Source organism: Streptomyces sp. NPDC048197 (assembly GCF_043202395.1).
Lineage (GTDB): Bacteria > Actinomycetota > Actinomycetes > Streptomycetales > Streptomycetaceae > Streptomyces > Streptomyces siderophoricus.
In genome coordinates, this window is the sequence record NZ_JBIDAJ010000017.1 from 103,363 (window position 1) to 116,069 (window position 12,707).

Below are 12,707 nucleotides of genomic sequence, written 5' to 3' on the forward strand. Positions count from 1 at the left end.
TGGGTTTCGGCCCAGCGCCATACCGCTCATCCAGAGGGGCAGAGGGATACGGCCCGTTGAAGCCCCGGCAACCCTCCAGTCGGTCTCCGCGTGCAGCGCGCGAGGCTCCCGGCTAGGGAAGGTGCCAAATCCGTCTCGCGGCGAGATGCGCCGCGAGGAAGATGAGGAGAAAGGGCCTCGCCTCCATGGCTGTGCAAGTTACCGAAACCGCCACAAACGCCACCCCCGTCGCTCTGGGCCCCGCCGTCGCGCTGTCCTGCCGGGAGTGCGGCGAGCGCTTCGACCTCGGACCGATCTTCGCCTGTGCCAGCTGTTTCGGGCCGCTCGAAGTCGCGTACGACCTGCCGAGCGGCGACCCTGAGGCCCTGAGGAAGCAGATCGAGGCCGGCCCGGACAACATCTGGCGCTACGCCCCGCTGCTCCCGGTCCCCGTCGACGTGGCCGAGAAGCCGAACCTCAACCCCGGCTTCACCAAGCTCGTCAAGGCCGACCGGCTCGCCGCCGAGCTCGGCGTCACCGGCGGCCTGTACGTCAAGGACGACTCCGGCAACCCGACCCACTCCTTCAAGGACCGGGTCGTCGCGATCGCCGTCGAGGCCGCCCGCGCCTTCGGCTTCACCACCCTGTCCTGCTCCTCGACCGGCAACCTCGCCGGTGCGGTCGGCGCCGCGGCGCGCCGCGCGGGCTTCAAGTCCTGCGTCTTCATCCCGCACGACCTGGAGGCCGGCAAGGTCGTCATGGCCGCGGTCTACGGCGGTGACCTGGTCGGCATCGAGGGCAACTACGACGACGTCAACCGCTTCTGCTCGGAGCTCATCGGCGACCCGCTCGGCGAGGGCTGGGGTTTCGTCAACGTCAACCTGCGGCCGTACTACGGCGAGGGTTCCAAGACGCTGGCGTACGAGATCTGCGAGCAGCTCGGCTGGCAGCTGCCGGACCAGATCGTCATCCCGATCGCGTCCGGCTCCCAGCTGACGAAGATCGACAAGGGTCTCAAGGAGCTGATCGCCCTCGGGCTGGTCGAGGACAAGCCGTACAAGATCTTCGGCGCCCAGGCGGAGGGCTGCTCGCCGGTGTCGACGGCCTTCAAGGCCGGGCACGACGTCGTGCGCCCGCAGAAGCCGAACACCATCGCCAAGTCGCTGGCGATCGGCAACCCGGCGGACGGCCCGTACGTGCTGGACATCGCGCGCCGGACGGGCGGTGCGGTGGAGGACGTCAACGACGAGCAGGTCGTGGACGCGATCAAGCTGCTGGCCCGTACGGAGGGCATCTTCGCGGAGACCGCGGGCGGCGTGACCGTCGGCGTGACCAAGAAGCTCATCGAGGAGGGTCTGCTCGACCCGGCGCTGACCACCGTTGTCCTCAACACGGGTGACGGTCTGAAGACACTGGACGCGGTCGCGCCGACCACCGGGCCCACGGCCACGATCCGTCCGAACCTGGATGCGTTCCGCGCGGCCGGCCTGGCCGGCTGAGCCCGCGCCGCCCTTCGCACCCGTACTCCGTAATCCCTGTCCGGAAGGCAGAACCATGAGCGTCAAGGTCCGCATCCCCACCATCCTCCGTACGTACACCGGCGGCGAGGCCGAGGTCACCGCCGAGGGCGCGACCCTCTCCGAGGTGATCGCCGACCTGGAGAAGAACCACCAGGGCATCGCGGCCCGGGTGCTCGACGACGCCGGCAAGCTGCGGCGCTTCGTGAACGTCTACGTCAACGATGACGACGTCCGCTTCGAGCAGGGCCTTGAGACGCCGACGCCGGCGGGCGCGGGCGTCTCGATCATCCCTGCGGTCGCCGGAGGCTGCTGACCTTCCGTTCGGTTCTTACGCCGCGCGTCCCTCCTGGCGCGCGGCGTCATCCGGACGTTGATCGAACGGGCGCGGATTTGCGCCATCTCTTCCCCTGCTTGACCGGAATTGCCCCGTCCATCGAAATCGGACGGGGCAATTCCGTTTCGTGAAAGGGGATAGCATTGTGGCGATCTCCTCGCTGTATATGTCCCGGGGTATGCCGAGCGCATAAGAAACCGTGCTGAGTTGTGCTCAAAGTGTGTGCGGCATTTGTCGGTTAGGCATGTCTATGCCTGGCCCGGCTTGCCCGGGAGAATCGCGATTTCACCGCATATAGCCGATTCTCCGGCGCCAGAATTCTCGTCCGATTGACCTGTTGCGCTGGGCATCGGTCCAGATACATTCAGCGGCGGTCGACGCGTTCCGGCGCACACCCCACGGGCCTTTCGCGGGGTGAGGTCTGACCCGGGTCCGCGGAGTGCGGTCCTGCGCAAGGGCCAGTAATAGGGGAGTTAGGCATGGCTCAGGGCACCGTCAAGTGGTTCAACGCGGAGAAGGGGTACGGCTTCATCGCGGTCGACGGTGGTGCGGATGTATTCGTCCACTACAGCGCGATCCAGATGGACGGCTACCGCACCCTTGAGGAGGGCCAGCGGGTCGAGTTCGAGATCTCGCAGGGCCAGAAGGGGCCGCAGGCGGACATGGTCCGGGTGGCCGGCTGAGGCGCCGACCGACTGCTGCGTTGTGAAGGCCCGTACCCCTGAAGGGGTACGGGCCTTCTGCTGCACCTCGAACGACGGACGGGCCTCCCGGCCGCCCCCTCGATGGGTGGCCACGCTCTGAACGGCTTGCGCCCACCCGTCGCCCTACCGCCACCCCCCAATGACGCCCTCCGGGCGGCTTGCGCCCACCCGTCGCCCGACCGCCAACCCCCGATGACGCCCTATCGGGCGGCTTGCACTCGACTGCCCCGAGTGCTAATCATTGGCGTTAGCACTCTCCGAGTGAGAGTGACAATGAAGGACCGGGTCGGTGAGGCCCGCAGGCCGGGTGGGGCAAGGAACCACAGCAGGTCTGCAGGTCGTCCGTCGCGGGCGCCAGCGCGGTCCGGAGCAATCCACCCCAGTCCGGGAGGACCACTTCACATGGCCAAGATCATCGCGTTCGACGAGGAGGCACGGCGCGGTCTCGAGCGCGGGATGAACCAGCTCGCCGACGCCGTCAAGGTCACCCTCGGCCCCAAGGGCCGTAACGTCGTCCTCGAGAAGAAGTGGGGCGCCCCCACGATCACCAACGATGGTGTGTCCATCGCCAAGGAGATCGAGCTCGAGGACCCGTACGAGAAGATCGGCGCCGAGCTGGTCAAGGAGGTCGCGAAGAAGACGGACGACGTCGCCGGTGACGGCACGACGACCGCGACCGTCCTGGCCCAGGCCCTGGTCCGCGAGGGCCTGCGCAACGTCGCCGCCGGCGCCAACCCGATGGCCCTGAAGCGCGGTATCGAGAAGGCCGTCGAGGCCGTCTCCGCCGCCCTGCTGGAGCAGGCGAAGGACGTGGAGACCAAGGAGCAGATCGCCTCCACCGCCTCCATCTCCGCCGCCGACACCCAGATCGGCGAGCTGATCGCCGAGGCCATGGACAAGGTCGGCAAGGAAGGCGTCATCACCGTCGAGGAGTCCCAGACCTTCGGTCTGGAGCTGGAGCTCACCGAGGGTATGCGCTTCGACAAGGGCTACATCTCGGCGTACTTCGCCACCGACATGGAGCGTATGGAGGCGTCGCTCGACGACCCGTACATCCTCATCGTCAACTCCAAGATCGGCAACGTGAAGGACCTGCTGCCGCTCCTGGAGAAGGTCATGCAGTCCGGCAAGCCGCTGCTGATCATCGCCGAGGACGTCGAGGGCGAGGCCCTGTCGACCCTGGTCGTCAACAAGATCCGTGGCACCTTCAAGTCCGTCGCCGTCAAGGCCCCGGGCTTCGGTGACCGCCGCAAGGCCATGCTCGGCGACATCGCCATCCTCACCGGTGGCACCGTCATCTCCGAGGAGGTCGGCCTCAAGCTCGAGAACGCCGGTCTCGACCTGCTCGGCCGCGCCCGCAAGGTCGTCATCACCAAGGACGAGACCACCATCGTCGACGGTGCCGGTGACAGCGAGCAGGTCCAGGGTCGCGTCAACCAGATCCGCGCCGAGATCGAGAACAGCGACTCGGACTACGACCGCGAGAAGCTCCAGGAGCGTCTGGCGAAGCTGGCCGGCGGCGTGGCCGTCATCAAGGCCGGTGCCGCCACCGAGGTCGAGCTCAAGGAGCGCAAGCACCGCATCGAGGACGCCGTTCGCAACGCGAAGGCGGCCGTCGAGGAGGGCATCGTCGCCGGCGGTGGCGTGGCCCTGCTGCAGGCCTCCTCGGTCTTCGAGAAGATCGAGCTCGACGGTGACGAGGCCACCGGTGCCGCGGCTGTGAAGCTGGCCCTGGAGGCCCCGCTGAAGCAGATCTCGGTCAACGCCGGCCTCGAGGGCGGCGTCGTGGTGGAGAAGGTGCGCAACCTGGCCGTCGGCCACGGTCTGAACGCCGCCACCGGCGAGTACGTCGACATGGTCGCCGAGGGCATCATCGACCCGGCCAAGGTCACCCGCTCCGCGCTGCAGAACGCCGCCTCCATCGCGGCGCTCTTCCTCACCACCGAGGCCGTCATCGCCGACAAGCCGGAGAAGGCCGCCGCGGCCGCTCCGGGCGGCATGCCGGGCGGTGACATGGACTTCTGATCCATCGCGCCGGACCTCCGGCCCGCTGGACCAGAACGCTGATCCTCCCGGATCACCCGTCCTGAACGCCGGGGCGGCACCCTCCTCCCAGGGGGTGCCGCCCCGGCGGCGTTTGTACCCCGGCCCGCCGCCGTGCCCTGAGCCTCTCGGGGCCGAGACGGCAGGGCGGTTACGCTGTGCACTGGATCGGCTATGGACAGTCACGGCCAAGGGTCTCGGGGTGGCCGCGCCCCCTGTGATCGCAAACGAAGGAGTGTTCGTGCGAGCCAGGGTGCGTAGAGGTCTGATCAGGTCCGATGCGGGCGGCGACTGATCATGTCCGGGCAGGAGCGGAACGCGAACCGGCAGGGGGGACGGGCGCGAGGCGATGACCGGGCGGTGCGGCCGCGGCGGGCGGGCGGAGCGGCCCAGCGGCACGCGGGCCGGCTGCCCGGCGATCCGGGCCGGCGGGACGCCTGGGCGGCCCGGCTGCTCGCCGTGGCCGCGGTGCTCTACAACGGCTGGCTGCTGGAGTTCGTCCTGCCGACCGGCCTCGACCCGCGGCACTCGTACGTCAGTGAGCTGTACGCCGCCGACCAGCCGCTGCGCGGTCTCTTCGGCGGCATCGAATGCGTCTGCGCCGCCCTCGTCGTCCTGGGGGCGCTGCTGGCGTACGGCCCGGCGGCGGGCCGCTGGTCCCGTGCCGGGTGGGCGGCGCTGGCCGGCCTCGGGCTGTCGTCGCTGGCCGATGTGGCGCTGCCGATGCGCTGCGCGCCCTCCCTGGAGCCCGGGTGCGAGGCAGTGCATCCCTGGCACACGGCCACCAGCGCCCTGGCCCACTTCTTCCTCTTCGCGTCGATGGCGCTGCTCAGCCGCGCCGCCGTGACCGAGCGCCCGCACCGGCAGCTGATCCGCCGGTGGGGGCCGCGGGTGCTGGCGCTGGCCCTGCCGGCCGCCGTGTGCACCGTGGGCCCGCTGTTCGGCCGGCCCGGCTGGCACGGCGTCCCGCAGCGCATCCATCTCGTGCTGGTGGGTGTGTGGTTCGCGCTACTGGCCGCCGAATCGCTCCGCTCGGCCGCGACGGCCCGGACGTCCGCCGCACCTCCTGCGGAGATCCCGGCGCCTGCGCCTACTTCCTGAGCGGTCGTTACGCGACTCGGGGAAGGCCGGTGAGCGGTCGTTGCGCGGCGGCGGGGGTGGGCGGGCCGGTTGTCATGCGGAGGTGGGGGGCGGTACCTGGCCGTCTCCGCCGCGAAGGAGTCCGTCGACGGTGTGGGCGGACCGGCGCGGTCACCGTCCTGTACGGCGCTCCCTCGGGCCTCGACACCGGCCACCGCGTCCAGTACTTCCACCAGACCTCCCCGGGCGTCCCCGGCGCCAACGAGAAGGACGACCTCTTCGGCGGCGAGGTCTTCCTCTCCGACCTCAACGGTGACAAGAGGGCCGATCTGATCGTGGGCGTCACCTACGAGAACGGCGGCGACGGCGCGGTCATCACCCTCCCGTCCGACGGCAGCCGCCTCACCACCACCGGCTCCCGCTTCATTTCCCCGTCGTCGGCAGGCGTCTCGACGGCGGGTGCGCCGCAGTTCGGCAGCGTGACGGCGGGCTGAGCGACCCGGCTGGCCGGGCGGCGGGCGGCGGGTGGCAGATGGCGCCGGACGTCAATCGCAGGGGGTGGTCTCACCCCTTCGAGGGTGGCGGGTGTGCGGAGGTCCTGGTATTTGACCGAACCGATCGATGGCCGCCCGCCGGACGCGTACGCTGCTCCGACGATGACCGAGTTTGTCGAAGAAGTCCGTTCCCGTGTGGTGCGCCTGCTCCAAATGGCCAACACCACGGACGACCGGCTGCGCAAGCAGATCATCGCCTACGCCGACGCGACCCCCGAGCCGCCGCTGATGGGCGCGGACGGGATCGGCACGACGGGCTGTCCCCGCTGCCGCCGCACGATGTGGCAGCAGCGGGATACCGAAGGACCCGTCTGGGTCTGCGCGTTCTGCGGCCATGTCGAGGCGGTGGCCACCCGCACACACGAGGGCTCCGGGGCGTAAGGAGGCTGTCTCCTCCTTACGTTCCGGCGGGTGCCCGGGGGGTGGGTGACGGCGCGGCGGGGGCCGCGGTCGCCGTTTCCGCTGCCTGCGCCGGTTCTGGCGCTTCCGGTGTTTCCGGCGTCTGCGGTGGGGCGTTGAGGTCGGTGCGCATCTGTCTGCTGAAGCCGAAGAGGTACGTCGCCAGGAAGCCGGTCAGATAGCCGACGGCCAGCCCCGTCGCGTAGACCACGAGCGTGGTGACGATGCCGTGGTTGCCCTGGATCAGGGGGAACAGCGCCCAGCCGGAGGGGCCGATGGCGGTGGCGCCTACGGTGTCGCCGAGCTGGTGGAACAGGCCGATGAACCCGCCGCCGAACGCGCCGCCGAGGCAGGCCGTGATGAAGGGCCGCCCGAGGGGCAGCGACACGCCGTAGATCAGCGGCTCGCCGACGCCCAGGAAGCCCGCGGGCAGGGCCGACTTGATGGTCGTACGGACCGAGCGGTTGCGGGGCAGGCGGACATAGACGGCGAGAGCCGCGCCGACCTGGCCTGCGCCGGCCATGGCGAGGATCGGCAGCAGGACGGTGTAGCCCTGCTGCTGGATGAGGGTGGCGTGCAGCGGGATGAGGGCCTGATGGAGGCCCAGCATGACGAGGGGGAGGAAGAGCCCGCCCAGCAGGAAGCCGGCCGCCGCGCCGCCGTGCGCGAGCAGCCAGGTGGCGAAGGCACCGATGGCGGTGGCGGCCTCGCCGGCGACGTACATCAGGCCGAAGAGTGTGACCAGGCCGGTGACCAGGACCGTCAGGGTGGGGGTGAGGAGGACGTCGAGCGCCTCGGGGATTCTTTTGCGGCAGTGCTTCTCCACCTGTACGGCGAGCAGCGCGGCGGCCAGTGCGCCCAGGACGCCGCCCTGGCCCGGGGAGAGGTGCCGGCCGAAGGCGGTGATGTGGGCGACGCCGGGGAAGACGATGACCGCGGCGACCGCACCGCCGAGCACCGGTGTCCCGCCGAACTCCTTGGCGGTGTGGTGGCCCACGAACACCGCGATCAGCGACATGAAGCCGGAGGCGATGGCGGTCAGCGCGGGGATGACGGACGGCAGCCAGCCGAGGTTGGTGAGCAGACCGTTGATCCCGGCGACGATGCCGCAGCCGATCAGTGCGGGGATCAGCGGGACGAAGATGTTCGCCACCCGGCGCAGGAACAGCTTGACCGGGGTGGCGTTCCGGGCTTTCCGGCGCGCCTTGAGCGCGGCCCCCTGCGCGGCGAGGTGCTCGGCGGTGGTGGGCGGTGTGGTGCTGGTGTGTTGTGCGGTGGTGGGTGGTGTGGCGGTGGGCGGTGCGGATTCCGCTTCCGCGGCGGCGGTCTCCCATTCCGCGGCGTCGGTTTCCGCGCCGGCGGTTTCCCGTTCCGCGGCGTCGTGGGCCTGGGCCAGCAGGGTTTCGAAGGCGGGGGTGACCCGGGCGACCGCGCCGGGCCCCAGCACGATCTGGTACGTGGGCCCGTCCTCGACCACTCCCATGACGGCGGGCAGCGCCTTGAGTTCCTCGTCCCGGACCAGGGAGCGGTTCCGGACACCGAGGCGGAGCCGGGTCATGCAGTGGGCGACGGAGGTGACGTTGGGGGCGCCGCCGACCAGCGGGAGGAGCGCGGCGGCGGTGGCGCGGTGGGTGTCTTCGGACATGTGCGGTGCCTTGCTGTGCGGACGAACCGGGTGCGGGGGTCGGCGCGGGCGGGGCGAAGGGACGGACGGGTGACGGGAGACGGAGGGGTGACCGGAGACGGACGGGTGGCCGGAGTGACGAGGGCTGCCGCTGCCCGGCGGCGAGAGACGCCGCCGGGGGGCGGATGACAGGGGTACCGGGCGCTGGTGGCGGTGGTCAGCGGGCTCGGGCCGCTTCCAGGGCCGCGCGCAGATGGCCGTCGGAGGCGGCGAGGAGGCGGGCGGCGGTCGGGCCGTCGACGCCGGCGAGCACGGTGAGGATGGCGTTCTTCACCTCGCCGTCCGTTATGGCCAGCGCGGTCTCGATCTCGGCGTCGGTGGCGCCGGTGGCGAGCGCGACGATCCGCCGCGAGCGGGCCCGCAGCTTGTCGTTGGAGGCGCGGACGTCGACCATCAGGTTCCCGTAGGTCTTGCCCAGCCGGATCATGGTGATGGTCGAGAGCATGTTGAGCACCAGCTTCTGCGCGGTGCCCGCCTTGAGCCGGGTCGAGCCGGTCAGCAGCTCGGGGCCGACGACGATCTCGATGCCGTGCTCGGCGGCCGCGGCCAGCGCCGAACCGGCGTTGCAGGACAGGCCGATGGTCAGCGCGCCGCGGGCCCGGGCGTGCTCGACCGCGCCGATCGCGTAGGGCGTGCGGCCGGAGGCCGAGATGCCGACGACGGTGTCCCGCTCGGTCAGCTTGATCTCGGTCAGGTCCTCGGCGGCGAACTCCTTGCTGTCCTCGGCGCCTTCGACGGCCGTGACCAGCGCGGACGGGCCGCCGGCGATCAGGCCGAGGACCTCGGAGGGGTCGGTGTTGAAGGTCGGCGGGCATTCGCTGGCGTCCAGCACCCCGAGCCGGCCGGCGGTGCCGGCGCCGGCGTAGACCAGTCGGCCGCCACGGGCCATCCGGGCGGCGGTGGCGTCGATGGCGGCGGCGATCTCGGGGAGCCGGCGGGCGACCGCGGCGGGGACGGTGGCGTCCTCGTCGTTCATCGTGCGGGCGATGTCGAGGGTGGAGCGGCGGTCGATCTCGGCGAGGTCGGGACGGAACGCCTCGGTGGTGAGGCCGTCCAACTCGGCGCGCAGTTCTGCGTAGTGGGGGTGGTCGGCGGTGGAGGTCATGGCTCGGCGGCTCTTTCCGGGTCGGGCGCACGCCGCCCCCGTGCGGCGGGCGGCGGTCAGGGCTGGTGGCGGTGGGCCAGCGCCTCGTAGGAGGCGGAGAGGGCGGGGGCGGCGGTCTCGTACGTCCGCTGCGCGACGCCTATGAACAGGCAGTCCACGACCAGCAGTTGACTCGTCCGGGAGGACATCGCGGCCGGGCGCAGCTCGCTCTCGCGCGCGGTGGAGGTGGTCAGGATGTGGTCGGCGTACGCGGCGATCTCGCCGTCCGGGCGGCCGGTGATGGCGATGGTCGTCGCGCCGTGGTCGAAGGCCACCCGCAGGGGCTCTATGACGTCGGTGGTCCGGCCGGAGTGGGTGATCGCCAGGGCGACGTCACCGGTGCGCATCTGGACGGCGTTCGTCACCGCGAGGTGGGGGTCGGCGTGCGCATGCGCGATCAGGCCGATGCGCAGCAGCTTCTGGGCGAGGTCCTGGCCGACGAGGTTGGACGCGCCGATGCCGTACACATCGATGCGGCGGGCGGAGGCGAGCGCGGCGACCGCCGCTTCGAGCTGGGTGACGTCCAGCGCGGCCGCGGTGTCGGCCAGGCACTGCTGCTCTTCCTGCGCCAGCTTGGCGACGACGTCGACCAGGGAGTCGTCGACCGCTATGTCGGCGGTCACCGCGGGCGCGCCGCCGGCCGCCTGCTGCGCGGCGAGCGCGGCGAGCGCCAGTCGGAGGTCGCGGTAGCCCGGATAGCCGAGCAGCCTCGACGTGCGTACGACGGTGGCTTCGCTGGTGCCGGTGCGCTCCGCGAGGCCGGTGACGGTCAGTGCGGCGCAGCCGGCCGGGTCGCTCGCGACGGTCTCGGCGACCCGCTGCATGGAGCGGGTCATCGTCGGCGCGAGGGTGCGGACCTTGGCGGCCAGCGCCGCGGGGGCGGGTGGGGCCGGGGCCGGTCGGGTCTCGACGGCCACGTCCTTGAAAGTTTCCTTCAGGCTGCTGCTCACGCTTGAAAAGTAATTTCATCACCGGCACCGCGTCAATACCCTCCGTGAGGGCTGTGGACAACGCCCGGCCTCCGCCGCCGGGCCTGTGGACAACGCCGAGCGGCGTCCGGCGCACGGGAGACAATGGGGGACATGGAGCTGGAACAGGCATTGCACGCCGCGCGGGCGCTGGTGCTCGCCGACCTGATGGCGGACGAGGTGGCCGACGCCGACATCGTCTCGCTCGTGGAGGATGCGGTCGTCCACCGCCGGTGGTGGGTGGAGCAATGGCCTGAAGGCGCGGCGTTCGTCGCGGGACTGATAGCGCAGGACGTCCAGGACGCCCTCCTGGAGCGGTACGGCCGCTGGCCGTTGTGCCCGGTGTGTACGGAGTCGGGCGACCCCCATGCCCTCGATGTGGAGCCGGAGTTGGGGCCCGACCCGCACTGGGTCTGTCCCAAGACGGCGGTCGCGGTCGCCCCCGTCGGCCGGCTCCGCACCCTGGCGGAAGGCTGAGGTGGCCGTTGGCGATCTACATAGACCCGCCGATATGGCCGGGGCACGGCCGGATGTGGTCGCACCTGGTCAGCGATGTGTCCTTCGCCGAGCTGCACGCCTTCGCCGCCCGCATCGGCGTGCCCCGGGGTGCCTTCGAGCGTGACCACTACGACCTGCCGGCCGAGCGGTACGGCGATGCGGTGCGCGCCGGGGCCGTGGAGGTCGGCAGCAAGGAACTGCTCCGCCGGTTGACGGCCGCCGGCCTGCGTCGCCCCAAGCACCGGCCGGCGCGCATGCCGTAGGGACGCGGGAGTCATACGGACGCGAGCCGTATGGGCGCGAGCCGTACGGACGCGAGCCGTGCGGAAGTGCGCTGTACGGAAGCGCGGTGTACGGAAGCGGCCCGGTGCGCCTGTCGGTGCGCCGGGCCGCCGGGCCGTTGTCGCAGATGTCCGGAGTTGCCTCGCGATCTGCGGAACGGTCTCCCTGGTGCTGTTTCGCGTTCTCGGGAGTTGCTTCGCCGTCCTAGAGCTGCTTCGCCGTCTCCGGTACGGCCGTCGTGGCGGGGGTCGTGGCGGGAGCCGTGCCCGTAGCCCCCGACGGCGTGTCCGCCGCCCCCGACGACGCGACCAGCCGTGACCGGTTCGTCGTGCGGTGCAGCCGGAAGGCGACGGCGGTGGTGAGGACCGCGACCGCGGCCAGCGCCGCACCCGTCCAGGCCACGGACGGGTAGCCCCAGCCCGCGCCGATGACCAGACCGCCGAGCCAGGGGCCGACGGTGTTGCCGATGTTGAAGGCGGCGGTGGTGGTCGCGCCGGCCAGCGTGGGCGCGGCGTTCGCCACGTTGAACATCCGGGCGTTCAGGGCCGGGGCCGTGGCGAACGCGGTCACCCCGAGCATCAGCGACAGCGCGATCGCGGCCACCGGGCTGTGGGCGGTCAGCGCCAGTACGGCCAGGACCACCGTGGACGCGGAGATGCCGGCGAAGAGCGTCCCGAAGAGATGGGCATCGGCGACCCGGCCGCCGATGAACGTGCCGATCAGCGCGCCCACGCCGAACAGCGCCAGCACCGTCGGCACCCAGCTCTCGGCGAGCCCGGCGGTGTCGGTCAGCAGCGGCGAGAGGTAGGAGAACAGCGCGAAGACCGCGGCGCCGTTCATGGCGGTCGCGGTCAGCGCCAGCCACACCTGCTTGTCCTTGTAGATGGTCAGCTCGCGGCGCAACTGCGGGCGGTCCGCGCCGGTCGGCACGCTCGTCCGCGGCACCAGCGCGACGACGCCCAGCAGCCCCACCGCGGCCAGCCCGGCCACGGCCCAGAAGGCCGCACGCCATCCGGCGTGCTGACCGAGGAGAGCGCCGGCCGGGACGCCCGCGATGTTGGCGATGCTCAGCCCGCCGACCATCACGGCCATCGCCCGGGCCCGCGCGGTCACCGGCACCAGCGAGACCGCCACCGCCGCACCGACCGCCCAGAAGCCCGCGCAGGCGAGCGCGCTGACCACCCGGGAGACGAACAGCACGCCGTACGTCGGAGCCAGCGCGCCCGCCACCTGGCCCAGACCGAAGACCGCGAGCAGCGCGATCAGCGTCGTACGGCGCGGCAGGCGGAGGGTGGCCGCGGCGAGCACCGGAGCGCCCACCACCATGCCGATCGCGAAGGCGGACACCAGGAGCCCGGCCTGCGGAATGGAGACCCTCAGATCACGGGCCAGGGGCTGGAGGATCCCGGACAGCATGAACTCGGACGTGCCGAGGGCGAAGACGGAGAGGCCGAGGACGTAGACGGCGATGGGCAGTCGGGCACGGTCGGACGGTGCGGGAGCTGGCATGTCAGCTAC

At 71.3% G+C, this 12,707-nt stretch carries 13 protein-coding genes and 1 riboswitch; of the genes, 9 read left to right on the plus strand and 4 right to left on the minus strand.

Annotated elements, in window-relative coordinates; all coding sequences use genetic code 11:
• Nucleotides 1–23 precede the first annotated feature (23 nt).
• Nucleotides 24–168: riboswitch (SAM riboswitch) on the plus strand.
• A 17-nt stretch (nt 169–185) separates the two neighbouring features.
• The 7 genes from thrC to ACGF4C_RS22860 all read left to right on the plus strand — a co-directional run bounded on the left by thrC (nt 186) and on the right by ACGF4C_RS22860 (nt 6,595).
• A complete protein-coding gene (gene thrC / locus ACGF4C_RS22830; RefSeq protein WP_393568657.1) occupies nt 186–1,478 on the plus strand; it encodes a threonine synthase in 1,293 nt (430 codons plus the stop codon).
• 55 nt (nt 1,479–1,533) lie between these two features.
• Complete coding sequence (locus ACGF4C_RS22835; RefSeq protein WP_393568659.1) at nt 1,534–1,812, plus strand: MoaD/ThiS family protein; 279 nt, start codon at nt 1,534–1,536, stop codon at nt 1,810–1,812.
• Between the two features lie 500 nt (nt 1,813–2,312).
• The gene (locus tag ACGF4C_RS22840) at nt 2,313–2,516 is read left to right on the plus strand and encodes a cold-shock protein (protein ID WP_003986833.1); all 204 of its coding nucleotides are present in this window, start codon (nt 2,313–2,315) and stop codon (nt 2,514–2,516) included.
• Between the two features lie 423 nt (nt 2,517–2,939).
• The gene (gene groL, locus ACGF4C_RS22845) at nt 2,940–4,562 is read left to right on the plus strand and encodes a chaperonin GroEL (protein WP_030414913.1); all 1,623 of its coding nucleotides are present in this window, start codon (nt 2,940–2,942) and stop codon (nt 4,560–4,562) included.
• Between the two features lie 378 nt (nt 4,563–4,940).
• Nucleotides 4,941–5,681, plus strand: coding sequence for a DUF998 domain-containing protein (locus ACGF4C_RS22850; RefSeq protein ID WP_393568662.1), 741 nt, complete (start codon nt 4,941–4,943; stop codon nt 5,679–5,681).
• 74 nt (nt 5,682–5,755) lie between these two features.
• Nucleotides 5,756–6,154 carry a hypothetical protein gene (locus tag ACGF4C_RS22855; protein ID WP_393568664.1) on the plus strand — a complete coding sequence of 133 codons (399 nt, stop codon included), beginning with the start codon at nt 5,756–5,758 and terminating at the stop codon, nt 6,152–6,154.
• A gap of 162 nt (nt 6,155–6,316) precedes the next feature.
• On the plus strand, nt 6,317–6,595 hold the full coding sequence (locus ACGF4C_RS22860; protein WP_393568666.1) for a hypothetical protein: 279 nt from the start codon (nt 6,317–6,319) through the stop codon (nt 6,593–6,595).
• A 16-nt stretch (nt 6,596–6,611) separates the two neighbouring features.
• Here the strand turns inward: ACGF4C_RS22860 and ACGF4C_RS22865 are convergent, their stop codons facing one another.
• From ACGF4C_RS22865 to ACGF4C_RS22875, 3 genes are all read right to left on the minus strand, one after another.
• On the minus strand, nt 6,612–8,258 hold the full coding sequence (locus ACGF4C_RS22865; protein ID WP_393568668.1) for a PTS transporter subunit EIIC: 1,647 nt from the start codon (nt 8,256–8,258) through the stop codon (nt 6,612–6,614).
• A 196-nt stretch (nt 8,259–8,454) separates the two neighbouring features.
• Nucleotides 8,455–9,402 (minus strand): N-acetylmuramic acid 6-phosphate etherase, encoded by a 948-nt coding sequence (gene murQ / locus ACGF4C_RS22870; RefSeq protein ID WP_393568670.1) that lies wholly within the window; start codon nt 9,400–9,402, stop codon nt 8,455–8,457.
• 56 nt (nt 9,403–9,458) lie between these two features.
• Complete coding sequence (locus ACGF4C_RS22875; protein ID WP_030810494.1) at nt 9,459–10,391, minus strand: MurR/RpiR family transcriptional regulator; 933 nt, start codon at nt 10,389–10,391, stop codon at nt 9,459–9,461.
• Between the two features lie 132 nt (nt 10,392–10,523).
• Between ACGF4C_RS22875 and ACGF4C_RS22880 the strand changes: the two genes are divergently transcribed.
• Nucleotides 10,524–10,886 (plus strand): hypothetical protein, encoded by a 363-nt coding sequence (locus ACGF4C_RS22880; RefSeq protein WP_393568672.1) that lies wholly within the window; start codon nt 10,524–10,526, stop codon nt 10,884–10,886.
• A gap of 8 nt (nt 10,887–10,894) precedes the next feature.
• Nucleotides 10,895–11,170: a DUF4031 domain-containing protein gene (locus ACGF4C_RS22885; protein ID WP_030810488.1), complete on the plus strand. Its 276-nt coding sequence runs from the start codon at nt 10,895–10,897 to the stop codon at nt 11,168–11,170.
• Between the two features lie 223 nt (nt 11,171–11,393).
• On the opposite strand, the gene ACGF4C_RS22890 is transcribed toward ACGF4C_RS22885, so the two are convergent.
• Nucleotides 11,394–12,698, minus strand: coding sequence for a Cmx/CmrA family chloramphenicol efflux MFS transporter (locus ACGF4C_RS22890; RefSeq protein ID WP_393568674.1), 1,305 nt, complete (start codon nt 12,696–12,698; stop codon nt 11,394–11,396).
• Between the last annotated feature and the right edge of the window lie 9 nt (nt 12,699–12,707).